The organism is Crossiella sp. NPDC003009 (assembly GCF_053591555.1).
Window position 1 is genome coordinate 17,406 of record NZ_JBSFUA010000028.1, and the last position, 22,950, is coordinate 40,355.

Sequence of the window (22,950 nt, forward strand, 5' to 3'; positions counted from 1 at the left end):
CCGCCCTTGGCGTGCTGCCCCAACGACATGACCTCGCCGCGATGTCCGAGGCCCGCGCCGCCTTGGCCGCCGACGGCGCGGTCCTGCTCACCGGTCTGCCCGCCACCGCGGACGGCCTGATCGTCGGTGCGGCGAGTCTGCTCGGCCCCGGCCTGCGGCAGCTGTTCCCGCTGCGGGAGCGGGCCAGTCAGGACGGCGGGCCGGTGGACCTGCACGCCGACAGCTTCAGCATCGTGGTCGACATCGCCGGAACCCCCACCCGCAGAAGGGATCCGGACGAGGACTTCGTGTTCGTGCAATGCGTCCGGCCCGCTCCCAGCGGCGGTGACTCCTTCGTCGCCGACGCCTACCGCTTCGTCGACGAGCACGCCACGCCAGAGCTCCGCGAGTTCCTCACCACCGCCGACGTCGACCTCTACGGCCAATGGGCAGACATCCGCGGCGTGCCCGCGATGCCGTTGGTGGCCCGGCACGTCGAGCACACCCGCACCGGCCGCCGGATCGTCCGCCGCACCGACGGCGCCCTGCCGCTGCACCGCGACCCGGACGCCGAGCACATCAACGACATGCTCGACGTCTTCACCGAGGCCGTGCGGGAGATCCAGCCGGGTCTACCGAGGTTCCGGCCGGAGGCGGGGGAGATCCTGGCCATCGACAACTACCGCTGCTGGCACGGCAGGGACCCGCACACCGGCGACCGGATGGTCCGGATCCTCACCGTCCGCACCGCCGACGCCCGGTAGCGCGGCGCAGGGCAGGGTGCCGCCGCGGAGGGCGTGCCCGCCGGTGTTGCCGTCGTCGGCCCACAGCACCGGTTTCCGGCCCGCGGCACAGCTCTCCGGCGGCGCGATCGCGAAGCCCTCGTTGTTGAGGTTGGACATCCGGGCCGGGCGTTCGTGGACGGCGGTGGCGGTGAACCGGCCGCCGGTCACGGTCAGCGTGCTGGCGCGGCCCTGGCAGGTGTTGTCGCACACCGCCCACAGCCGCCCGGTAGCGGTCTCGAACTCCAGGCCCATGATCTTCGGCAGACCGCTCGGGATGGTGGCGACCCTGGTGTACTTGCCGCCTGCCTGGTCGAGCGCGTAGGCGTAGATGGTGCCGTTGTCCTCAAGTCCGACGAAGTACAGGCCGCTGCCGTGGCCGGGGTAGGCGGCGGGGTTGTAGGGCGCCTTGGTGCGTTCGTCGCGGAAGCCGCTGGCGGTGAGCGCGGTGTCCGGGACCCAGGTGATGGCCTCGGGCCCGCTGTTGGCGGAGACCTTCGGCAGGTCCGCGGTGAGGTCCCATTCGGCGGTGGCGTTGAGGGTGCGGGAGGCGGCGGCGGGGTTGAAGCGCAGGACCTTCGCCGAGCTGACCCCGCTGTTGTCACCGTCCCGCTCGGTGGCCGCGAACACCCCGTCCGGCGTGGCCACCACGCCCTCGGCGTCAGGATCGCCACGGCCGTCGCGGTAGCGCAACGACCAGCCACCGCTGGGATCGGGCCGCCACCTGGACCCGTCCGGCACCAGGCGGTAGAGCGTGCCGGGGCCGTTCCGCACCGCCCACAACACGTTGGGGCCCTGGAAGGCCAGGCCGCTGAGGTTGGAGCCGAAGACGTTCGAGGCGTCGGCGGTGCCGATCTCCGCGCTGCCCGGCCACTTGGCGATCGGCGGTGCGGCCAGCGCGGGCGCGGCGGGCAGGGCCACGGCGAGCACGGACAGGGCGGCGAGCAGGGAGCTGACTGGGGCACGCATGGCGAACTCTCCTTGGCGCAGGGGGCCACGGCAAGCTACGAGAACCAGTTAGGAAAGGAAGTTAACTAATGGCACTGTAGCTAGCGCGGTCCTGCTTGTCCACGGTGGAATCCCCTACCCGGCCGGGCCCCGTATCGTCTGCGGATGCCCGGTCAGCCGCGCTGGGCCTCGGCGGCGGTCTTGAGGTCGCGGAGCCAGGTTTCCAGGCCCATGTCGGAGCCGGGGCTGGCCTGCGGGCCGGTGTGGCTTTCCTCGGTGCGGACCAGGACGCCGCCGCGGACCTTGACGAAGTTCTACACGTGGATGCCATCGACGTGGTACCCAGCGCCGACCGCGGGTCCGGCCCAGCGGATGCACCTGCCGGGCTGGAGCTGCTGGACGGTGGAGTTGATGACCACCGGTCCCCCGGGCGGGGCACCTGGATGGTCGCCTGGAACCGGGAGTGCCTGCGCAGCGGTCCCGGGTCCAGGCGCTTGATGGTCATGGGGGCGGCGGGTTTCTGCCAGGCGGGCCAGTTCTCCACGTCGGTTTGCAGGTTCCAGATGGTGTGCAGCGGCGCCTGGATGAAGACCTCGGTGCGGTCAATCAGGAAAGTGAGAGGCTCTAACCGGTTCCGGTCAGCGGAGGTCGCGGATGAGGTTGGCGATGATCGAGTCGACCTTGGCCGAGTCGAAGGTGTCCGTGCCGATCAGCAGGGTCACCGCCCGCCGGCCGTCGTCGGTGATGGCGTTGCGGAACTTGTGGCCGCTGGGCATGCTGCCGCTGTGGCCCCAAGCCACGAGGTCAGGGGCGGGGCGGTAGCGCTCGACGCCCAGGCCGTAGCCGTCGGACAACTCGTCCGGCACGGTCCGCTTCAGCTCGGCCAGCTGGGCCGGGGCCAGCAGCTTTCCGGTCAGCAGCGCGGTCCAGAACGTGGTCGCGTCGGCGCCGGTGGAGATCAGCGCGCCGGAGGCGTCGGCCTCGGAGGTGTTCCATTCCGTCCGGTCCACCAGGGTCCCGGACCGCCGCACGTAGCCGCGCAGGTCCGGCTTGGGCAGCCTGGTCCGGTCGCCGGGCCAGTAGGTCTCGCGCAGGCCGAGGCGCTTGATGATCCGCTGGTTGATCTCGGCGCCGATGCCGCGGCCGGTGACCTTCGTGACGATGAGTCCGGCCAGGTTGTAGTTGGTGTTGGCGTAGGCGAAGCCCCGGCGGGGCGGTGGCAGGGTCAGCGCCTGCTTGACCGTGCGCAGCGGCTCGATGTGGTCCCATCGGCGCTTCTCCTCGTCCCGCCAGAACGGCGCGTCCAGGTAGTCGGGCAGACCGCTGGTGTGCTGCAGGAGCTGCTGGATGGTGATCTCGCGCCCGTCGTAGCGCTTGGTGCGGATGAGGCCCGGCAGGTGGTCCTCGACGGTGTCCTCGAGCTTGAGCTTGCCTTCGCCGACGAGCTGGAGCACGACCGTGGCCGTCCAGGCCTTGGTGTTGCTGCCGATCCGGCTGTGCTCATCGCCGAGGACCGCACGGCCCGTCCTGCGGTCGGCGAGGCCGACGCCGCGCTGCGCGAGGCCGCAGCGTGGACTCCGCACGGTCAGCGCGATCCCGGTCGCCCCGACCTGCCGCAGCGCGTCCAGTGCCGTCCGGATGGGTTCGGTGTCGCACCGCGGTGTCGCGGTCGAGACGGCGGGCAGCAGCACAAGAGAGGTGGTGATCGCCAGGACCACGGCGGCGTTCGACTTGCCTCGCACGGCATCCCCTTTTCTGGCAGGGCGGCGGTTGTGGTCAGCGTTGTGGCTGTGGCGCTCGGGCGCATACGGTGCGCAGCCAGAGATTCCGCGCAGGCTTTGTGCGTCTGGCCAAAGAGGTGAGGATGCTCGACACCGCCCTACCCGAGCTCAGCCAGGTCCTCGACGCGCTGGGCCGGTCGCTCCTGCGGCCGCTGACCGCGTTGCCCGAGCGGCCGGTGCCGGTCTCGGGCGTGCTGATCTTCGAGCCGCGCGCCCCGCTGCCACCGGTGCGGGACGCGATCCTGCTCGCCGTCGGTGTCGGGACGGCAGAGGCGCAGGAGCTCGTGGATTCCGTTGCCGGGGCCGGACTCGCCTGCCTGGTGGTGAAGAGCTTCGGCGAGCCGGTCGCCGAACTGGTGCAAGCCGCGCGGCGCTGCGGTGTCGTGCTGCTCGCCGCCGACGAGACCGTGGCCTGGCACCACCTGGACGCCATGCTCTCCTCGGCCCTCGCCGCCACGGCGCACTCCGGGCAGGCCGGCTTCGCCCCTGGCGGCGGCGACCTGTTCGCCCTGGCCAACGCGATCGCGGCGATGGTGGGCGGCGCCACCGTGATCGAGGATCCGCAGCGGCGCATCCTGGCGTACTCGACCGTGCCCGGCCAGGCCATCGACGAGGGCCGCCGTCAGGGCATCCTCGGCCGCCAGGTGCCGGCGGGCCCGGACTACGACGAGCAGTACCGCGCGCTGGCCCGAGTCGGGCGCATCCGCCGGTTCCCAGCCGTGTCAGGCGGTTTGCCGCGGCTCGGGGTCGCGGTGCGCGCGGGCGGGGAGCAACTGGGGTCGGTCTGGGTCGTCGACGCCGAGGGCTGCCTGGACTCCGCTGCCGAACAGGCACTCGCCGAGGTGGCCGACATCGTCTCGCTGCACCTGCTCGCCGCCCGCACCGCGGTCGACGCTGCCCGGCATCGCCGTGCCGGCCTGTTGCGGCGGCTGCTCGCCGACCCGAACAGCGTCACCGAGGTGGCCCCGCAGCTCGGCCTCGACCCGAACCGGCCCGTCGCGGTGGCCGCGTTCGTCGTCGCCTCGGCACACGCGGCCACCCGCCTGGCCGACCTGGTGAGCCTGCACTGCGAAGCGCACTACGGCTGGCACGGCTGCGCGCTGATCGACGGCACGGTCTACGTGCTGCTGCCGGACGCGCACCGCGAGCTGCTCGCCGACATCGCCAGGCGAGCCCACGGCGCGTTGCGGGTGCCGATCCTGGCCGCGCTCGGCTCGCTGGCGCCGGGGCTGGGCTCGATCGCGAGCTCACGCGCCGACGCGGACCTGGTCCTGCGCGCACTCGCCGACCGGCCCGGTGAGCCGGAACCCTGCCAGGTGGCCACGCTCGAGGAGGTGTGGGCCGGCGCGGCGCTGTCCGCACTCGCCCAGACCCTGGCCGGGCACGAGCTGCTGCGCCACCGGCTCGGACCGGCGATCCGCGCCCACGACCTCGAGCACGGCACGACCTACGCGGCCACCATCCTCGCCTACCTGGACGCCAACAGCGATGTCTCGACCGCCGCCTACCGGCTGTCCGTGCACCCGAACACGGTGCGGTACCGGCTGTCCCGCGCCGAGCAGATCTTCGGCTTCGACCTCGCCGACCCGGACCAGCGCCTGGTGCTGTGGCTGCGGTTGCGGCTCGGCGACCAGCCCGGCTGGTGACTCAGAGGGCGGCCAGCACCGTCGCGCGCTCCTCCGCCGTCATCCGCAGTCCCACCTGGGAGCCGTCGGCGAAGGTGAGTCCCAGGTAGGGCACATCGCCGCCGACGTCCTCGGCCGCAGGCCCGGAATCGGCCCCACTGCGCCAGCACACGGTGAAGTCCTCGCCGTCCTCCTCCACCACCGCCACCGCGACACCGTCGCTGACCACCCACCGGTCCAGCTGGTCGATCTCCTCGTCGAAGCCGACGAACCGGCCGGCGTCGGTGTGGATGAACCCGGCCGGCGGCGTGTGGCGACTCTCGTCGGCCATGTCGCTGGCGCCGCCGAACAGACTTTCCACGAAGCCGAGCGCGACCGTGAACCCCATGCCCACCTTGCGCCGCAGACCATGTCCGCTGCTGACCACCTCGGTGGAGGGCACCACGGTCAGCGGGGTGAGCACCACCGGAGGGCCGAAGGAGGGCGTCAACTCCGCCAGGCAGGCGCGCACGCGCTCCTCTGTCCGCTGCGATTCCATGCCACCATCCTGCCCGTGCCCCCCGGTGGCCGCGCCAGGGGACGTCCGGCCCCACCCCCGTAGCCGGCACGATACGGAGCAAGGCGGGCGCCTGACTGCCCGCACGGGCGTTCTCGGGGGCAACGCCGTTCACCGTGGCCGGTACCAGCCTAGGGTGCTGATCATGGGGAGGACGATGCGCGCCGCGCTGCTGGGAGTGCTGCTGGCCGGGTTCAGCCTGGCCGCGACCACTGCTGCCGCGGCGGCGGAGACGCCGATCGAGGTGTCGATCCAGCAGCGGGACGACATCCGCGGGCCGGATGGGCTGACCATGACCGTCACCAACCGGGGCGACCGGCCGTGCACGCTGGCCGCCACCGCGGCGGGCACGGTCGAGGTGCTGTCGGTGACCCGGGACGGGCAGCCGGTCGAGCCGGAGTTCATCCAGACCGCGTACCACGCCGGGTTCGACGCGATGCTCGCCGCCGCCGCCCGGCCGGTGGCACCCGGGCAGAGCCTGTCCTTCCCGCTGGCCGCGGACGCCGCGCTGGCCGCGGTCAGCCCGGTTCCCGCGGGCGGCCTCGGCTCGCACTGGGCACTGGAGCAGCCAGGTCGCTACCTGGTGACCGCCGCCTACCGCATGCCACCCGGAACGGAGACCGGCGAAGGCTCGGTGTGCGCCGGTGCGAGCGCCCCGGCCACCGCCGCGCTGGAGGTCGGGTCAGCGGGCAATGGGTTGTCCTGGCTGGTGATCGCCGGGATCGCGGTTGGCGTGCTGGTCCTGGCGCTGCTGGTGGTGCTGGTGCTGCGGCGGCGCAGCCGCACCGGGGTGGTGGTGCTGGTGCTGCTGGCAGCGGTGGCCGGGCAGCTCGCGCCCCTGCGCGAGGCGCGGGCGGCCATCCAGGTCGTCGACGGCGGCGACGCCGGGTTCCGGGCCACGGCCGAGGGCTGCTTGTCGCTCTTCCGCGGCAACGACCCCAAAGGGCCGCCGCGCGGGCCGCTCGACCCGGCGAAGATCATGCCCTTCCTGGACGGCCCCTTCAAGGTGTGGATCAAACCGGTCAAGGGCGAGCTGAACGTCAAGGCGCACACCACCCCGGACTGGGCCACCATCTACTGGGACCACGACAACCACAAACCGATGCACGGGGATCCCACCGTGAGCTACGACCCGTGCTCGGCGCTCTACCACGAGCTGACCCACGCCTTCGACGGCGGGAACAACCAGCTCGCCGAGGGGGAGTGCGCCGCGGCCACACCCGGCAAGTCCGGCAAACGGGTGCCCATCAGGGACGTCCGGGCGGTCCGGGCGGAGAACGAGTTCCGCGCCAGCCAGGGCCTGCCGCCGCGCAACAGCTACGGCCCCCGCCCGCTGCCGCCCGGCAAGGAACTGGACGCGGCGAAGATCAAGGCCGACTGCGACAAGGGCAAGGACGGCAAACCGGCCAAGGGCGGGCCCAGTCGCAGCAACCTCGTGCCGGGGGGCAGCGTCGGCGACCCGCACCTGACCACCTTCGACCGCAGGGAGTACGACTTCCAGGCGGTCGGGGAGTTCGTGCTCGCGCGGGCCCCGCAATGGGAGGTGCAGGTCCGGCAGGCCCCGCTGGCCGGCAGCCGCACCGTCTCGGTCAACCAGCAGGCGGCCCTGCGCGTCGGCGCGGACCGGGTGGTCTTCGACCTGGCCGCCGACTCGGGCGCACAGCGGATCCTGCTCACCGGCAAGCAGATCAGCCCCCTCGACGAGCGGCTGCCCGGCGGTGGCCGGATCGTGGCCACCGAGGAGGGGCACACCGTGACCTTCCCCGACGGCTCCGAGGCCGACATCGACCCGATCGGCCGCTGGGGCCTGCACGTCCTGCTGTTCCCCCGCCCTGAGCTGGCAGGCAAGCTCAGCGGCCTGCTCGGCGACCTCAACGGCGATCCGGGCAATGATCTGTCCACAAAGGACGGAAAGCCGCTGCCGGAGAAGCCGTCCAGGGACCAGCTCTACGGCGAGTTCGCCGACCGCTGGCGGGTGGGGGCGAACGACCCGCTGCTGGACTACCCGGCCGGGCGCGGCACCGCCGACTACACCGACCGGTCCTTCCCGGACAAGGAGATCAGCGTCGCCGACCTGCCCGCGCCACGTCGGGACGCCGCGCAACGCCGCTGCGCCGCCCTGGGGGTGGCCGGCCAGGCGCTGGACGGCTGCACACTGGACCTGGCCCTCACCGGCCAGACCGCCTTCGCCCGCAGTGCGGCGGCGATGACCGAGACGATGACCCGTGGACCGCAGCCGCGGCCGCGCCCGGGTGAGCAGGGCCTGCTGCGGGACGGTTCCACCGTCTCCGGCCGGGTGGACAAGCCGGGCACGGTGCACACTTACCGCCTGGAACTGGGTGATGCCACGGTGTTCCGGCTGCACGACGTGCGCGGCGACCTGCACGACCGCGGCAAGCTGGAGGTCAACCTCGAGGGCCCGTACGACCCGGACTCACCCGGCTTCACCATCACCAGCGTGTACCAGTACCGGGTGGTCAAGGGCGGCAAGTACACCTTGACGGTGACCGGGGACGACGGGGCGACCGGCAACTTCGCCTTCCGCCTCAACACCGCCAAGGAACGCCGCATCCCGGCCGGCATCGGCGACACCGTGCGCGGCACCCTGGACGTGCCGGGCCGGGTTGACCTGTACAGCTTCCAGGCCACCGCGGAGGTGCGGCTGGTCCCCGTCGACGGCTCCGGGTGCGAGTTCGCCATGGCGCTGGTGGAGGAGAGCGCGTCGCTGACGGCGCACACGCCGCACGGGGTGTGCTACGGGGTGGGGATGGGGCGGCTGGAACCGGGGAAGCGGTACGTGCTGGCCGTGTGGTCGAGCGAAGGGCGGACCGGGACGTACTCGTTCCGGCTGACCGGCGAGAACTGACCTGCGAGGTAGCCTGGCGGGCGGCACGACCATGATCCCCGGCTCGGCCGCCGCTGAGGTCGCCGCGGCGATGCTCGCGCTGTAGCCGGCAGCGACTGGACTCATGATCAGGCCGCGGTGTAGCCGCCATCGACGCTCAGGATGCTGCCGCTGACCCAGGATGCGTTGCCGGAGGCCAGGAACACGGTCGCGTTGGCCACGTCCTCGGCGTGGCCGAGGTCCGGCCAGGGGGTCTTGGCGCGCAGGAGCTGGTTCAGTTCCGGGTCGTCGATGAGCGGGCGGAGCATCGCGGTGTGCAGGAATCCGGGGCAGACGGCGTTGATGTTGATGCGCTCGGCGGAGAAGTCGACGGCGAGCTGGCGGGTCAGGTTCACCACCGCGCCCTTGGCGGTGCAGTAGGCGGGCGCCTGTGGCAGTCCGACCAGGCCGCCGGTGGAGGCGATGTTGACGATTCGGCCGCGGGTGCCGTCGACGAGGTCCTGCCTGCGCATCTGGGTGATCGCGGTCTTGCAGCCCAGCCACACGCTCTTGCAGTTGATCAGCATGGTGCGGTCGAACTCGGCTTCGAGCTCGTCGACGATGGTGTGCGGCGGGTTCAGGATGCCCGCGTTGTTCACCATGATGTCGAGCCGTCCGAACGCCTGGACCGCGCGGTCGACGACGGCTTGCACGTCCGCGGCTTTGCTCGCGTCGGCGTCGAGGTACTCGGCCGTCCCACCGCCGGCCCGGATCACCTCGTCGGTGTCCCGGTCGGCGTCGGTCTCGTAGCCGCCGTCCTTTGTGGACTTTCGGAGGTCGGCGCAGACGACGCTGGCGCCCGCCGCGGCCAGGGCAAGGGCGATGGCGCGGCCGTTGCCGGAGCTTGAGCCGGTGACGGCGGCGGTACGTCCGGCCAGGCGGGCCATGAACACATCGGTCATGAGTGGACGCTAGGACGGACCCCGGGCTCGACCCCATGCGCCGGGTTGCGGTGTGCCGGTGGGGAATTGCGGTGCACCGAGGCTTGCCAAGCCGCCAGTACTCTGTGATACGTTGTAGTAGTACTCGGTGCCACTGAGTACTAGGCGAATCGAAGAGGACCCACGATGGACGACCTGACGGAGATGCTGAAGGGCACGCTTGAGGGTTGCGTGCTGGAGATCATCGGCAGCGAGGAGACCTACGGGTATGCCATCACGCGTCGGCTGAACGAGCTCGGTTTCGCCGACGTGGTCGAGGGGACGGTTTACACCATCCTGTTGCGGCTGGAGAAGAACGGGCTCGTCGAGGTGACAAAACGACCGTCCGGGCAGGGCCCGCCGCGCAAGTTCTACGCGCTCAACGACGCGGGGCGGGCGGAGCTCGCCACGTTCTGGGCGAAATGGCAGTACATCACATCACGGATCGACAAGCTCAAGGAGGGCGGGGCATGAACTTCTGGGAGACCATCACCGGCAGCGATCTCACCAGGGACTGGAAGGCGTTCGAGGCCAGGGCCGAGGCACTGCCTGCCGACTACCGGGCGGCGTGGGTAGAGATCAAGGGACACCTTTCCCTCTACTCGGACTTCACCGGCCGGAACCTGACGCCGATTGTCGACGGTGCGCTGGGGCTGCTCGAAGAGACAGCGGCCGACGGGCAGAGCGTGCGCGAGGTGCTGGGTGAGGACATCGAGGGCTTCTGCGCGGCGCTGGCCGGCGAGGAACGGCGCCGGACCTATCGCGACCGGTGGCGTGCGCAGCTGAACCGGAACGTCGCGCGGAAACTGAACCGGCTGGGAGGCTGACATGGGCATTCAGGACATCATCGAGGGCAAGAGGCAGTGGCGGGCGCACAAGGCGCGGGTCAAGGCGCTCCCGCCGGACTACCAGATCGTCTACCAGGAGATGCAGGGGTACCTGTTCAAGGTCGGACCGGTCGACCTGCATGACGGGCCGCTGCTGCCGGGGATCGTCGACTTCTTCGAGGAGGGCGTCGCGGCGGGCAAGGGCGTCCTGGAGCTCATCGGCAACGACGTCGCCGCCTTCTGCGACGGCCTGATCAAGGACACGCCCACCTACGCGGACATCTATCAGGAGTCCGTCAGCGGAAAACCCGGCACGGCCAAGAAGTAGCGCCCGTCGAACCAGCTCTCCGAAAAGGATTCCATTGTGGACACAACAGACGGGTTACCCGAGGCCGGCAACGGTGCCGACCACGGCTGGGGAAAGGTCGCCGACGCGTTCCGCGCGAACTTCGACGGAAAACCCGGTGAGATCGGCACGGCGTGCAGCGTCTACGTGGGCGGCCGCCCCGTGGTCAACCTGTGGGGCGGCCACGCCGATCGCAAGACGAACCGGTTGTGGCGCAAGGACACCGTCATCCAGGTTGCCTCCACGACCAAGGGCATGACCGCGATCTGCGCCCACCTGCTGGTGCAACGCGGTCAGCTGGACCTGGACGCCCCGGTGGCCGACTACTGGCCGGAGTTCGCCGCCAACGGCAAGGAGCAGGTCCTGGTGCGCTGGTTGCTGTCGCACCAGGCCGGGCTGCCGATCGTCGACGGGCCGCTGACCTTCCAGCAGGCGTGCGCCTGGCACCCGGTCATCCGGGCGCTGGAAGCGCAGCAGCCGTTGTGGCGGCCGGGCACCGAGCACGTCTACCACAGCGTCACCTACGGGTTCCTGGTCGGCGAGCTCGTGCGCCGCATCACCGGCAAGTCGCTGGGCAAGTTCTTCGCCGAGGAGGTGGTGCGCCCGCTCGGGCTGAGCGCCTGGATCGGGTTGCCGGAGAAGGAAGAACACCGGGTGGCCCGGATCGAGAACGCCGCCCCGTTCACCATGCCGGAGTTCATCGACGCGATGATCAAGTTGACCGGGCTCGACCGGGACACGGTCACCGCGTGGATCACCGCACTGTGGGCGCCGGGCTCGGTCCAGGCCCGCGCGGGCGAGCTCGGCGGCGCGCTGGACAACACTTCCGACTACCCGGCCACCCGGGCCTGGCGCGCGGCGGAGTTCCCTGCCGCCAACGGGATCGCGGACGCGCGGTCGCTGGCCCGGATGTACGCCGCCACGGTGAGCCGCGTGGACGGCGTGCGGCTGCTGGACCCGGCGACGGTCCGGCAGGCGACGGTCGTGCAGACCGACCGGACGCCGATGCACGGACTGCCCGCGGGACTGAACATCCCGGCCGACCGCTCCTTCTACATGTCGCTCGGGTTCTTCCGATCCAGCCCGGTGGCCCCGATGCTCGGGCCAGGGTCCTTTGGCCACCCGGGTTCCGGCGGCTCGATCGGCTTCGGCGACCCCGATGCCGGTGTGGGCTTCGGCTACGTCACCAACCTCTGGAACTACCGGCCGGACGACCCGCGGGCGACGAACCTGGTCAACGCCGTCCGGTCCTGCCTCGGCTGAGGAGGGCGAACTCCCGGGGTTTCGACATTTTCGGAACTTCGCTCGCGGTTCGCGCACTTGCGATCGTCGGGGCGAGTTCCGGACCGGTCGTCTGTCCACAATGCGGCATGTCTCTTACGAATTCTGATGCTCCCCAGGCTGCGACCGCCAGGCGAACCCTGCTGCGCGGGCTCGCGCTCGGCGGACTGGGGCTCGCCGCGGCTTCGTGCGCCTCAGGTGCCAGCGGTGCCGGCACGGGCACGACGGTGCCGATGCCGACAGCGCAGGAACTGCCGAAAACTCCCGATGGCGCGTTGCAGCGGCTGCTTGCCGGGAACGACCGGCTGCTCGCCAACCAGGCGCTGCACCCGCAGACGCTCGACGGCATCCGCCAGCACGCCACCGGCCAGGCCCCCTATGCCCAGGTGTTCGGGTGCGCGGACTCGCGGGTGCCCGTCGAGGCGGTCTTCGACGAGGACTTCGGCGATGTCTTCGTGACGCGGACGGCGGGCAACGTGCTGGCCGACCCGACGATCGGCACCATCGAGTACGGCGTGGTGGCGCTCGGCACGCCACTGATCATGGTGCTGGGCCACCAGAGCTGTGGCGCGGTGAAGGCGGCCGTGGACGCGATGAAGGACCCGGCCAAGACGCCCTCCGGTGCGCTCGGCGGGCTGGTCTCCGCCATCGTGCCCGCGGCACGTGCGGCACAGGCTCGTGGCGGGGACATCTACGCGGCCGCGCTCGAGGTGCACATCCGCAAGGTGGTCAAGACGCTCCAGGACAACAAGGCCTTCGCGGAACCCATCGCCAAGGGGAAGCTGCGGGTGGTGGGCGCGTCGTACGACCTGGCCACCGCCAAGGTCAGCATGTACGAATGAGCCACGGCGGACCGCGGCACCCCGCCCGGGAGGTCAACGCCACCGCACCGGGCGGGGCGCCGGCGCAGCGGCCTGGCCGTGCCGCCGCGCGCCGCGGGTGGCCGGCGGTCCGGCAGCGCGTGTCGGCAGGATGGTGAGCGCTAACACCAAGCGAGCTCGGCTGGAGAGCTGGGCGGTGCGGGTGTTGGCGCTTTCCGCTGTTCAGGGGCTGGCCGTGTCGTTCCATTGGTGGAACGGCGTGCCGCATACCGTACCAATCCGGCCCCCGGGTGCGCCCGACCGTACCAACGCGACCGCCGCCCACTATGTGTCCACAGTATTTGGCGCTCTGAGTTGACCGTTGTGATCGCTCACTCTCAAGCTTGTCCCATCCGCACCGACTGCCCTTAACGGGTGGCATGGCTACTCCGAAAGGGAGATCGCGGTTGCGGACAGTAGTGATCCACTGGGACTGGGGACATCTCGGAAAGTGGTGTCGAACCGATGACAAGTGCACGCCTGCATGAAGCCCATGACGTCAACGTCGGCCGCGGTGCGGACGCCGGGTCCGTGCGCGCCCTGCGGGTGGCCGGTGAGCAGGAGCAGCGGCTCGCCGAGTTCCGGGCCAGGGTGCGCACGGCCGGTGAGCAGTGGGCCGGTGCACGGGCCGGCGGGCTCGTCGAGCTGCTGCGCGAGGCCGCCGCGGGCGACCCCGAACTGGCCCAGCTCGCGCAGCTCGGCGGTCAGCTGCTCGAGGACTTCGTCGAAGGACTGGGCCGCAAGGTCGTGACGTCCTCGCCCCGGGATCTGGCCGCTGACCTCATCGACGGCACGGCGCTGCCCCGCGAGGTGCTCGACCAGCTCGCACCCGCGTACGCGGTGGTGCTCGCCCGGTTCCCCGCGGAGCGGCGGACCGAACTGGCCGCGCTGGATCTGACCGGTCGCGGGGTGCTGTGCACCAGGCGCTCGGGCGTCCTGGTGCTGCTCGTGCCGGGCACGGAGGCCGAACTGCTGGACGAGCTGACCCGGCAGCTGGCCGGTGACGGCTGGGTCGCCACGGCCAAGCGAGCGGTGGCCGAGCTGGCGGAGGGCTACGCGGAGGCGCGGGACGTGCTGCGGCTCGTGGTGGCCGGCCGCAGGCCCGCCGGGGTCTACCGCGTCGTCGACGTGCTGGTGGAGTACGCGCTGATCGGAAACGAAGCGATCACCACCCGGCTGGCCGAGATCATCAGGCCGCTGCGGGACCACCCGGTGCTGTGGGAGACGCTGGTCGCCTTGCAGGAGGCCGACTTCAGTCGCAACGAGGCGGCCAGGAGCCTGTTCATCCACCGCAGCACGCTGGACTACCGGCTGCGGCGCATCGCCAAGGTCACCGGTCACGACCCGAGCAGTGGCCGCGGTGCGCAGGCGCTCAGCGCGGCCCTGATCGCCGACGCCGTGGTGTGAGATGAGCGAGAACGCCTGGGACGCGGCAGGATCCTTGCGCGCGGTGGAGAGCAGGGCGCCGGCCGTCACCCGCGCGGTCGCCCTGCTGGAGGAGCTCGCCCGGCACGGCAGGCCGGTCGGGATCGCCGGGCTGGCCCGCTCGCTGGGCCTGGCGAAGTCGACGATCGCCAACCTCTGCTCGGCCCTCGAGGGCACGCACATGATCCGCCGGGTGGACGGTGGCTGGGCACTCGGCTACAAGGTCGTCGAACTGGGACAGGCGTTCCTGGCGAGCACCGACCTCGTCGAGGAGTTCCGGCGGGTCGCCTGCGCCCTGCCGGTCGGCGCGCGGGAGACGCTACTGCTGGGCGTGCTCGACGGAACCGAGGTGGTGCACCTCGCCCGCCACGACGGCAGCCAGCCGGTCCGGCTCGCCAGTGCCATCGGGCACCGCATGCCCGCGGTGGTCACCGCACTCGGCAAGGCACTGCTGGCGAGCCTGCCGGAGGACGAGCTGACGGACCGGCTCGGCCGGGTGCACGAGCTGCCGCTGCGCACCGCGAAGTCGCACCGCACGTTCGAGGCGTTGCGCCGGGACCTGCGCGAGACACGGGAGCGCGGGCACGCCGTCGACGACGAGGAGAACACCGAGGGGGTGACCTGCGTGAGCGTGGCTGTCCCCGGCTACGCGGACACCCCGATGGCGGTCTGCGCCACGTTCCTGACCGCGCGCCTGACGACCGGGCTGCGCGACGGCCTGCTGGCCGACCTCGGCACCCTGGCGCGCCTGCTGTCGCGGACCGCCGCCCGGTAGTCCCGTTGATGCACCCGTTCGCGTCATCACGAACCGCCCACCCGGCTGGTCCAATCGGTCTAAGATCCTCGCGGGCACGGCGGACATGGCCGCGGCTGTCACCCCGGCCCATGAGCCGTGCGGCGATCCGGTGGTGCGAGTCGGCGCGAGGAGCGGCAGGGCAGTGGGCGAATCCGTTCGAGGTCTGGCTACCACGCGACCGGTGGGCAGGCGGGCCGAGGTCGAGCTGGTCAGGGCGCGGGTGCGCGAGGCCGCGTCGGGACTGCCCGGCGTCGCCCTGGTGCGCGGCACCAGTGGCATCGGCAAGTCCACCCTGCTGTCCACGGTCTGCGCGGCGGTGCGCGCGGAGGCCGAGGTGCTCAGCACCACCTGTGCCGACGGCGACGCGGACTTCGCGGCCGCCCGGTCCTTGTTCGGCACCGCGGCCGAGCAGCCGCCCGCGGACGACGGCCGCTCCCGGCTGCGGTGGCTGGTCAGGATCGCGACTGACCGCATGACCGAACGGCCCCTGGTGCTCGTGCTGGACGACGCCCACCGCTGTGACACCGGAACCGCCCGCTGGCTCGGCCTGCTCGCCCGGCGCGCGAGCCGGGGCGGCCTGCTCGTCGTGCTCGCGTTTCCGTGCGTTGAGCGGATGGCCGCCGAGGAGAGGTTCGCGGAGCTGACCGGCACGCTCGACACCACGGTGATCGACCTCGGCCCGCTGCCCGAACCTGAGGTGCGGGAGCTGCTCCGCGCCGTGTTCGGCACCGAGCCGCACGAGGACTTCCTGCGGGTCTGCGTGCAGGAGTGCAACGGGAACCCGGGCGCCACGCTCGCCTACGTGGAACGCGTTGTGGCGCTGGGCGGAGGACCTGATCAGGAGTGGGCGCGCTGGCTGCGCGCCGCGGCAACCGCCGGCTCGAACGCGGAGCGGCTGGCGTGGCTCAACGACCAGCCCGAGTCCGTTCGCCGGTACGCCACGTCGGTGGCCATCCTCGGTGGCGCCGACGCCGGGGCCGCCTCCGCCTTGTTCGAACTGCCCGCCGCCGCAGCGGAGACCGCCCGTACCACGCTGACGCTGGCTCGCGTGCTCACCGAGCGGGGCTCGTTCCGCTCCGGGCAGTTCCGGGCCGACCTGCTCGCCCAGCTCGACCCGGTCGAACTGGCCGCGCTGCGGGCCAGGGCAGCCCGGTTGCTCAGCGACGAGGGACGGCCGCGTCAGGAGATCGCCGAGCAGATCGTCGCACTGCCAGTCATCACCGAGCAGTGGATGGTCACCGCGTTGCGCGAGGCCGCACATGACCGCGCGGACGGGCCTGAGGTGGCCGCCGGCTACCTGCGCCGGGCGCTGGAAACCGACCCCGGGCACGTGGAGATCGGGCTGGAGCTGGCCAGGCTGCTCGCGGACGTCGACCCGGAGCAGGCCCGCGTGCTGTACGCGGGCCTGCTCGGCGACATCGGCGACCCGGAGCGGCGGGCCTCGGTCGCGGCCGACTACGGCATGGTCGCGCTGCGGACGGGTCAGCCGCGCGAGGCGTTCACGACGCTGCTCGACCTCTGGCAGGCACTGCCCGAGACCGCCGATCCGGAAGCGCGTGCGGCGCTGGAGGCCACCATGCTGGCCCTGGGGACCGATGACCTCGGCACGGTGGCCACCGCGCTCGCCCGCACCCGCGAGATCGGCTCGCCCACCGGGGTCAGGACCGAGTCGGCCAGACGCCTCGCCCTGCTGCTGGCCAGCGGAATGCTGATGAAGGCCGAGTCACTCGAGGACACGGTGGCACTGGTGCGCTCGGCCCTGAGCCTGCCGACCATGCCGCACGACCACTGGGACCTCCGCGGCGCGGTGAACCTGCACTACTGCGGTGCGCAGGCGGAGGCGGCAGCGGTCGTCGAGAGGGCGATGGCCACGGCGGAAGCGAAGGGGGACAAGGACTTCCGGGCGATGGCGTTCGTCACCAGGGCGGTGTTGTGGCACGCCTGTGGCGAGCTGGTGGACGCGCGCGCCGACGCCGAGCAGGCGTTGTCCGAGCCCGCGACCGGCGTGGGCTTCGACGACCTGCGATGGGCCCGGTGCGTCCTGGCGTCGGTGTGCTCGCGCACGGGGGAGCGGGAACGCGCCGCGCGGCTGCTCACCGAGCTGGGGGAGCCGAGGCAGCCCGCGGAACACGCCTGGATGGCGCAGGTCCGGGCGCACCTGCTGCGCGGCTCCGGGGAGCCCTCGGCCGCGCTGGAGGTCCTGCTGGACTGCGGCGAGGACCTGGCGGCGATGGGGGTGCGCAACCCGTCGGCCTCGGCCGGGTGGGTCGACGCCGTGGCGTTGCTCGTCGAGCTCGGCCGCCTGCCGGAGGCCGTCGAGCTGGCCGAGCGCGGCGCGGACGGGGTGCGGCGGTGGCCCACGCCGGTCGGCCGCGGCTACGCGCTGCTCACCGACGGGCTGTGCACCGGGCAGGCCGAGACGTTGCGGGAGGCGGCGTCGCGGCTGGGGGAGGCGGGCTGCGCCTTGTACGAGGTGCAGGCCCTGACCGCGCTCGGTGGCGCGCTGCTGCGGGACGGCCAGGACAAACAGGCCCGCAGGCAGTTCCGCGCCGCGGCCGACCGGGCGGTGCGCTGTGGCGACCTCGACGGCGCGAACGAGGCCCGCGCCGCGCTCGTGCGAGCGGGCGGCCGGATGGGCGAGGTGTCGGTGCTGACCGGCGACGTGCTCACCAGCGGTGAACGGCGGGTCGCCGAGCTGGCCGCGGCAGGGCAGACGAACCGGCAGATCGCCGATGCCCTGTTCATCACGGTGCGCACGGTGGAGAGCCACCTGTCCAACGCCTACCGCAAACTCGGCGCCCAGGCGCGCGCGGACCTCGCGGCCAGGCTGAGGTGAGCTCCGCCGCTGAGCTCCTCGACCGTGCCGCCGAACTCGCCGCGCTGGCGCGGGCGGTGGACGCGCTGGCCGCGGGCGAGCCATCACTGGTCGAGATCAGCGGCGCTTGCGGCACCGGCCGCAGCGCCCTGCTCACCCACGCGGTCCAGCTGGCCCGCGCGGCCGGGGCGGTGGTGCTGACAACGGCGGGGGAGACGCCCGGCCGCCGTCACGACCACCAGGGCGTTGACGAACTGATGCGGCAGCTGGCGACGGTGGATCCCGGGCGGGCGGGTGACATCGCACCCGCGGCGGTCATCGCGGCTGTCCGGGAGCTCGCCCGCGGCACCCCGGTCCTGGTCGCCGTCGACGACGCCGACCGGCTCGACGACCACACCCTGGCCTGGCTCGCCCGGCTGGCCGTCCGCGCCGACGGCCGGGCGATCATGGTCGTCGCCGTGACCGGTGCGACGCGACACCTGCTCGACGGCGCGGAGGTGCTCACCACGCGGCCGCTGCCGCCAGAAGCGGTGGAGGCGCTGGTCTCCGCGGCCTGCGGTGAACGGGTGGCCGTCACGCTGAGCCGCCGCACCGGGGGAGTGCCGTCGGTGGTGCACGCGGTGCTGGACGCCTTGCGCGCCAACCCATCCGCCACTGAGGAGGAGGTCGCGGAGCTGGCGGCCGAGGCCTTCGCCGACCTCGTGGTGCGGGCGACGGCGACGATGCCGGCCGAGGCGAACGGGCTGCTGCGTGCGATCGCGCTGTGCCGGCCAGGGGCCGGCTTCGGCCTGACCTGCGCGGTGGCCGGACTGCGGGACATCGCGCCCGGCCGCGCACTGGACCTGCTCGTCGGCGCGGGGCTCGTCACCCGCGACCATCCGCCCGCCCTGTCCGCCGGGGTGTGCGCCGACCGGATCCTCGCGGGCATGGCGCAGGCGGATCGCGACGAGCTGCACGTCCGGGCCGCGCGGCTGACCCACCGCGACGCGGTCGAGGAGTCCGAGGTGACGCGCATCCTGGACACGACCCCACCGCTCGGCGAGCCGTGGGTGGTCCCGTTGCTGCGCACCGTCGCACAGAAAGCGGTCCAGCGCGGCGAGCCGCGCACGGCGGCCCGGCACCTCGAACGAGCGTTGCGCGAACCCCTCGACCCCGCAACGAGGTCCGGCCTCGTGGTCGAGCTCGCGGCGGTGGAAAGCACCTGGGTGCCCGACACCGGTGACCGCAGGCTCGCCAGGATGTTGCTGGAGCCCCAGCCGCCGGAATGCGGCCCGGCGCGGCTGGCCGCCGCGGACCAGCTCTTCGGCCGGGGCAATGCCAGCATGGCGCTGTACGTGTTCGGCTCGGCGCCCTCGACCGGCGTGGAGCGCGACAGCCTGAACGCGATGTACTGGCTCATCACCGACGCTCCCTACGAACTGCCGGAGCTCGGGCTGCTCGACGTGCCGCCACCGCCGGTCGCACCGGACAACCCGGCACACGCGGGCACGGCGGCCTGGCTGTGCGCCGCCCGCGTCGGTGACCCCGAGTTGGCGCGCACGCTGGCCCGCACCGCGCTGACCGCTGACGCGACGGTGCGTTCGCCAAAAATGCTCGCGTGCCTGGTGCTGGCGCTCACCGACGACCTGGACGAGGCCTTCGCGGGGCTGGACGCCATCGTGGCCGAGGCGCGCAGGCACCGCCTGAACGCCGTGGTGAGCCACACCCTGGTCTTCCGCGCCATGCTGATGGTGCCCGCGGGCAGGCTCGCGGAGGCGGCGGCTGACCTGGACGCGGCGCGGAGCGCATTGCCGCCGAGGTGCTGGCATCCGGACATGCGCGGGCTGCTCACCATGGTGCGGATCCAGCTCTGCCTGGAGAGCGGGCTGGTCGCGGAGGCGGAGGAGCTGTCCGCGAGCGTGCCGGACCACCAGCTGGGCAACGGGCACAATCGCACGCTCATGCTGTTCGCCCGCGCGGTGCTCGCGCTCCGGCGCGGAGACGCCGCCGCGGCGCTGGCGCTGGTGCGGGAGTGCGGACGGCGCATGCACGCCAGGGGCTGGCTCAACCCCGCCATGCTGCAGTGGCGTTCGGTGGCCGCGAAAGCCCTGAGCGTATGCGGCGACGCCGAAGGCGCCGCCCGGCTGTGCGAGGAGGAACTGGCGCTCGCTCGCGCCTGGGCGGTGCCCAGCGTGCTCGGCCGGGCGCACCTGGGCCGCGCGGCCGCGTGCGGTGACCCCGAGGACCTCCGCGAGGCCGTGCGGCTGCTGCGCGGGTCACCGAGAAGGCTGGCCTACGCTACCGCGCTGCTCGACCTCGCGGAGATCACCGAGGCGCCTGCCGCGGAGCCACTGGTGCGGGAGGCGGCCGAGATCGCGGTGCGCGGACGGGCCGGCGCGCTGCTCGGCCGTGCGCGCGGGCTCGGCTGGGTTCCCGGCGGATGAGGAAGGCGGTACACGCAGCGGTGTTGCTCGAACGGGACGGCGAGCTGGACGTGGTCGGCCGGGTGCTGCGTGGTGCGGCGGGCGGTGCGGGCGGCGTGATCGTGCTGACGGGCCCGCTGGGCATCGGGAAGACCGCGCTGCTGCGGGCGTTGGCGCGCAGCCACGGGAGCGCGGAATGCGTTGTGCTGCATGCATCGGGCGCGCCCATCGAGCTTGACTTCGCCGACGGCGTGCTGCGCCAGCTGCTCGAGTCCACGCCCGCCGCGGCGCCGGAGGAGGGGACCGGCGCGGACCTGTTGCCCGCCTTGCTCGGCCTGGCCGGCGAGCGGGTGCTGCTCGTGCTCGTCGACGACCTGCACTGGGCCGACGAGGATTCGCTGGCCGTGCTCGAGGCGTTCGCCAGGCGGGCCCAGCACCTGCGGGCCGTGCTGGTGGTGAGCGTCCGGGACGGAGATCCGCTGGCGAGCAGGCCCGCGGTGGTCTCGATCGTCGCGGGCGCCGCGCACCGCCTGCGGCCGCTGCCGCTCACCAGAGCCGGTTCGGCCGCACTGGTGCGGGCGCGGCTCGGCCGGGACTGCGACGAGGAGTTCGCCCTCGCCTGTCACCAGGCGACCGGCGGCAACCCGATGCTGCTCACCGCGCTCGCGCTGTCCTGGCGCGCCGAAGGGCGGCCACCGACGGCGGCCGGCGCCGCGGCCGTCCGCGCGATGCGGCCGAGCTACGCGCGGGACCGGATCGCCACCTGCGTCAGTGGCCAGCCGGAGCCCGCGCGGGCGCTGCTGAAAGCACTGGCCGTGCTCGGCGAGCTGTCCGACGCGGCCGCGCTGACGGGTCTCGACCGGGTGGCGCTGCTCGGCGTGACGAGCTCGCTGCGCAAGCTGGGCCTGTTGTCGGACAACGGTTTCGCCCATCCCGCCGTGCGGGACGCGGTCGAGGACATGATGACCGCGGCCGAACGGGAGGAGCTGCACGTCCGGGCGGCGCGGCTGCTGCACGGCAGCGGTCGTGCCGCGGAGGAGGTCGCGGGGCAGCTGCTGGAGATCACTCGGCCGCAGGGCGCCTGGGTGGTGCACATCCTGCGTGCGGCCGCCGCGGTCGCGCTGCGGTCCGGCGCACGGGAGACCGCGGTGCGCTACCTGCGCCGGGCGTTGCTGGACACCTCGGCCGACGGCGAGGACCGGGCCAGGGTGCTCGTGGACCTCGCGAGCGCGGTGCGCGGACTCGACGTCCAGGCCGCCGCGCGCTGCATCTCCTACGCCGTCCCGCTGCTGCGCGAACCGCGGGACCGGGCCGCGGCGCTGATCCGGCTCACGCCGATGGTGATGGCCGACGCGCCCGACTGTGTCGTGGGGATGTTGCGGCAGGTCGCGGCGGAGCTCGGCGACCCGTCCGGGCTCGATCCCGTCGACCGGGAACTGGCGCTGCGGATCGAGGCGCGGTGGCGCTACGCGGCGGCGACCGACCGGGGCGAGCTGGTCCAGGCCGCGTCCCGGCTGGCCGGGCTCGGGCCCGGCGGGGCGACCAGCGGAGCGGAGCGGGAGCTCCGGGCGGTGCTGCTGTACACGGCGATGGTCGGCGTCGGCCTGCCGGCGAGCGAGGTGGCCGCGCAAGCCGGTCGGTTGCTCGAGCAGGAGCCCGCGTCCTCCCCGGTCCGCTGTTCGGCCGCGCCACTGCTGGTGACCTGCCTGGCCGCCGCCAACGCGGCCGGCGACACGGCGGGCTGGCTCGACCAGGCGATGGAGGTGGCCGGCAGCCGGGGCGACGTGGTGGAACAGGCGGTGATCCGCAGCGAACAGGCTCTGGTTCACCTGGTGTCCGGCCGGATCACCGAGGCCGTCCGCGCCGCCGCCGGCGCCGCCGAGCTCATCGGGTGGACCTGGAGCGCGATGGGGCCGTCGACCCTGGTGGTGCTGGCGGGGGTCGTGTTGCAGCTGCGCGATCCCGTGCTCACCGGCCAGGCGCTGGCCGCCACCGGGAGCGAGCCCGCGGACGAATGCCTCGCCGCGGTCGTCGGCCTGCTGCGCGCCTCGGACGCCGCGCAGCGCGGTGACCTGCCGGGGGCCGCGGCGTTGCTGGTGGAGTGCGGAACCCGGCTGGACCGCTCGGGCTGGCGCAACCCGGTGCTGTTCCCCTGGCGGACCTCGCTGGCGTTGCTCAAGCACCGGCTCGGCGACACCGAGGACGCACTCGCCCTGGCCGAGGAGGAGCGCCTGATCGCCGAGGAGTGGGGCGCGGCCTCCGCGACCGGTCGTGCGTTGCGGGTGCTGGGCGTGCTCAGGGGAGAACAGGGCGGTGCGGCGCTGACCCACCGGGCCATCGAGGTGCTGGAGGGTGCCGGAGCGGGCCTGGAACTGGCGCTCGCGCTGCGGCAGTGCGCGGAGCTGTCGGGCAGCGAGGACCTCTGGCGGCGGTGCCTCCAGGTGGCCGAGGACATCGGCGTCCGGCGGATCGCCGATCAGGCCAGGGCGGCACTGGGTGGCGGGGCGCCCGCGCCCGCGGCGGTCAGGTTGACGCCGTCGGAACGCCGGGTGGCGCTGCTCGCGGTGGCGGGCCAGTCGAACCAGGAGATCGCCGAGTCGCTCGCGGTGACGCTGCGCGCGGTGGAGAAACACCTCACCAACACCTACCGCAAGCTCGGGGTGCAGCGGCGCGCGGAGCTGGCGGAGGCGTTGCACGAGATCGGTGTGGCGCTGACCTGACGG

The 22,950-nt window shown here is 72.8% G+C and carries 16 protein-coding genes and 1 pseudogene; 13 read left to right on the forward strand and 4 right to left on the reverse strand.

What is annotated here, in order from left to right:
- Window positions 1–41: 41 nt before the first annotated feature.
- Window positions 42–647 (forward strand): annotated as a pseudogene (locus ACWDY5_RS25855) (hypothetical protein); the annotation flags it as partial.
- Here the strand turns inward: ACWDY5_RS25855 and ACWDY5_RS25860 are convergent.
- Window positions 612–1,730 carry a hypothetical protein gene (locus ACWDY5_RS25860; protein ID WP_449724750.1) on the reverse strand — a complete coding sequence of 373 codons (1,119 nt, stop codon included), beginning with the start codon at window positions 1,728–1,730 and terminating at the stop codon, window positions 612–614. The pseudogene ACWDY5_RS25855 and the gene ACWDY5_RS25860 sit on opposite strands and share 36 nt — an antisense overlap.
- A gap of 617 nt (window positions 1,731–2,347) precedes the next feature.
- Window positions 2,348–3,451, reverse strand: a complete 1,104-nt coding sequence (locus ACWDY5_RS25865; RefSeq protein ID WP_449724751.1) for a serine hydrolase domain-containing protein — start codon at window positions 3,449–3,451, stop codon at window positions 2,348–2,350.
- 122 nt (window positions 3,452–3,573) lie between these two features.
- On the opposite strand from ACWDY5_RS25865, the gene ACWDY5_RS25870 reads away from it, so the two are divergent.
- On the forward strand, window positions 3,574–5,136 hold the full coding sequence (locus tag ACWDY5_RS25870; protein WP_449724752.1) for a PucR family transcriptional regulator: 1,563 nt from the start codon (window positions 3,574–3,576) through the stop codon (window positions 5,134–5,136).
- Between the two features lies 1 nt (window position 5,137).
- On the opposite strand, the gene ACWDY5_RS25875 is transcribed toward ACWDY5_RS25870, so the two are convergent.
- A complete protein-coding gene (locus ACWDY5_RS25875; protein WP_449724753.1) occupies window positions 5,138–5,653 on the reverse strand; it encodes a hypothetical protein in 516 nt (171 codons plus the stop codon).
- Between the two features lie 163 nt (window positions 5,654–5,816).
- Between ACWDY5_RS25875 and ACWDY5_RS25880 the strand changes: the two genes are divergently transcribed.
- Complete coding sequence (locus ACWDY5_RS25880; RefSeq protein WP_449724754.1) at window positions 5,817–8,537, forward strand: VWD domain-containing protein; 2,721 nt, start codon at window positions 5,817–5,819, stop codon at window positions 8,535–8,537.
- Window positions 8,538–8,644: 107 nt separating this feature from the next.
- Here ACWDY5_RS25880 and ACWDY5_RS25885 read toward each other — a convergent pair whose 3' ends face one another.
- Complete coding sequence (locus ACWDY5_RS25885) at window positions 8,645–9,457, reverse strand: SDR family NAD(P)-dependent oxidoreductase (protein ID WP_449724755.1); 813 nt, start codon at window positions 9,455–9,457, stop codon at window positions 8,645–8,647.
- A 165-nt stretch (window positions 9,458–9,622) separates the two neighbouring features.
- Between ACWDY5_RS25885 and ACWDY5_RS25890 the strand changes: the two genes are divergently transcribed.
- The 10 genes from ACWDY5_RS25890 (at window position 9,623) to ACWDY5_RS25935 (ending at window position 22,947) form a co-directional block, all read left to right on the forward strand.
- Window positions 9,623–9,949 carry a PadR family transcriptional regulator gene (locus ACWDY5_RS25890; RefSeq protein ID WP_449724756.1) on the forward strand — a complete coding sequence of 109 codons (327 nt, stop codon included), beginning with the start codon at window positions 9,623–9,625 and terminating at the stop codon, window positions 9,947–9,949.
- Window positions 9,946–10,302 carry a DUF1048 domain-containing protein gene (locus ACWDY5_RS25895; protein WP_449724757.1) on the forward strand — a complete coding sequence of 119 codons (357 nt, stop codon included), beginning with the start codon at window positions 9,946–9,948 and terminating at the stop codon, window positions 10,300–10,302. Before ACWDY5_RS25890 ends, ACWDY5_RS25895 begins: the two co-directional genes overlap by 4 nt.
- Before the next feature lies 1 nt (window position 10,303).
- Window positions 10,304–10,630 carry a DUF1048 domain-containing protein gene (locus ACWDY5_RS25900; RefSeq protein WP_449724758.1) on the forward strand — a complete coding sequence of 109 codons (327 nt, stop codon included), beginning with the start codon at window positions 10,304–10,306 and terminating at the stop codon, window positions 10,628–10,630.
- A 36-nt stretch (window positions 10,631–10,666) separates the two neighbouring features.
- The gene (locus tag ACWDY5_RS25905) at window positions 10,667–11,911 is read left to right on the forward strand and encodes a serine hydrolase domain-containing protein (RefSeq protein WP_449724759.1); all 1,245 of its coding nucleotides are present in this window, start codon (window positions 10,667–10,669) and stop codon (window positions 11,909–11,911) included.
- A gap of 251 nt (window positions 11,912–12,162) precedes the next feature.
- The gene (locus tag ACWDY5_RS25910; protein ID WP_449724760.1) at window positions 12,163–12,771 is read left to right on the forward strand and encodes a carbonic anhydrase; all 609 of its coding nucleotides are present in this window, start codon (window positions 12,163–12,165) and stop codon (window positions 12,769–12,771) included.
- 483 nt (window positions 12,772–13,254) lie between these two features.
- Window positions 13,255–14,196 (forward strand): PucR family transcriptional regulator, encoded by a 942-nt coding sequence (locus ACWDY5_RS25915; protein ID WP_449724761.1) that lies wholly within the window; start codon window positions 13,255–13,257, stop codon window positions 14,194–14,196.
- A gap of 1 nt (window position 14,197) precedes the next feature.
- Window positions 14,198–14,989: an IclR family transcriptional regulator gene (locus ACWDY5_RS25920; protein WP_449724762.1), complete on the forward strand. Its 792-nt coding sequence runs from the start codon at window positions 14,198–14,200 to the stop codon at window positions 14,987–14,989.
- A gap of 202 nt (window positions 14,990–15,191) precedes the next feature.
- The gene (locus ACWDY5_RS25925; protein WP_449724763.1) at window positions 15,192–17,846 is read left to right on the forward strand and encodes a LuxR C-terminal-related transcriptional regulator; all 2,655 of its coding nucleotides are present in this window, start codon (window positions 15,192–15,194) and stop codon (window positions 17,844–17,846) included.
- The gene (locus tag ACWDY5_RS25930; protein WP_449724764.1) at window positions 17,843–20,248 is read left to right on the forward strand and encodes an AAA family ATPase; all 2,406 of its coding nucleotides are present in this window, start codon (window positions 17,843–17,845) and stop codon (window positions 20,246–20,248) included. The genes ACWDY5_RS25925 and ACWDY5_RS25930 overlap by 4 nt, the downstream gene beginning before the upstream one ends.
- Complete coding sequence (locus ACWDY5_RS25935; protein WP_449724765.1) at window positions 20,245–22,947, forward strand: AAA family ATPase; 2,703 nt, start codon at window positions 20,245–20,247, stop codon at window positions 22,945–22,947. Before ACWDY5_RS25930 ends, ACWDY5_RS25935 begins: the two co-directional genes overlap by 4 nt.
- The last annotated feature ends 3 nt before the right edge of the window (window positions 22,948–22,950 follow it).

Excerpts from the sequence above, each read along its gene's own strand:
- ACWDY5_RS25860 (WP_449724750.1), bottom strand. The coding sequence starts at position 1,730 with ATGCGTGCCCCAGTCAGCTCCCTGCTCGCCGCCCTGTCCGTGCTCGCC.
- ACWDY5_RS25870 (WP_449724752.1), top strand. The coding sequence starts at position 3,574 with ATGCTCGACACCGCCCTACCCGAGCTCAGCCAGGTCCTCGACGCGCTG.
- ACWDY5_RS25875 (WP_449724753.1), bottom strand. The coding sequence starts at position 5,653 with ATGGAATCGCAGCGGACAGAGGAGCGCGTGCGCGCCTGCCTGGCGGAG.
- ACWDY5_RS25880 (WP_449724754.1), top strand. The coding sequence starts at position 5,817 with ATGGGGAGGACGATGCGCGCCGCGCTGCTGGGAGTGCTGCTGGCCGGG.
- ACWDY5_RS25885 (WP_449724755.1), bottom strand. The coding sequence starts at position 9,457 with ATGACCGATGTGTTCATGGCCCGCCTGGCCGGACGTACCGCCGCCGTC.
- ACWDY5_RS25890 (WP_449724756.1), top strand. The coding sequence starts at position 9,623 with ATGGACGACCTGACGGAGATGCTGAAGGGCACGCTTGAGGGTTGCGTG.
- ACWDY5_RS25895 (WP_449724757.1), top strand. The coding sequence starts at position 9,946 with ATGAACTTCTGGGAGACCATCACCGGCAGCGATCTCACCAGGGACTGG.
- ACWDY5_RS25900 (WP_449724758.1), top strand. The coding sequence starts at position 10,304 with ATGGGCATTCAGGACATCATCGAGGGCAAGAGGCAGTGGCGGGCGCAC.
- ACWDY5_RS25910 (WP_449724760.1), top strand. The coding sequence starts at position 12,163 with ATGCCGACAGCGCAGGAACTGCCGAAAACTCCCGATGGCGCGTTGCAG.
- ACWDY5_RS25915 (WP_449724761.1), top strand. The coding sequence starts at position 13,255 with ATGACAAGTGCACGCCTGCATGAAGCCCATGACGTCAACGTCGGCCGC.
- ACWDY5_RS25920 (WP_449724762.1), top strand. The coding sequence starts at position 14,198 with ATGAGCGAGAACGCCTGGGACGCGGCAGGATCCTTGCGCGCGGTGGAG.
- ACWDY5_RS25935 (WP_449724765.1), top strand. The coding sequence starts at position 20,245 with ATGAGGAAGGCGGTACACGCAGCGGTGTTGCTCGAACGGGACGGCGAG.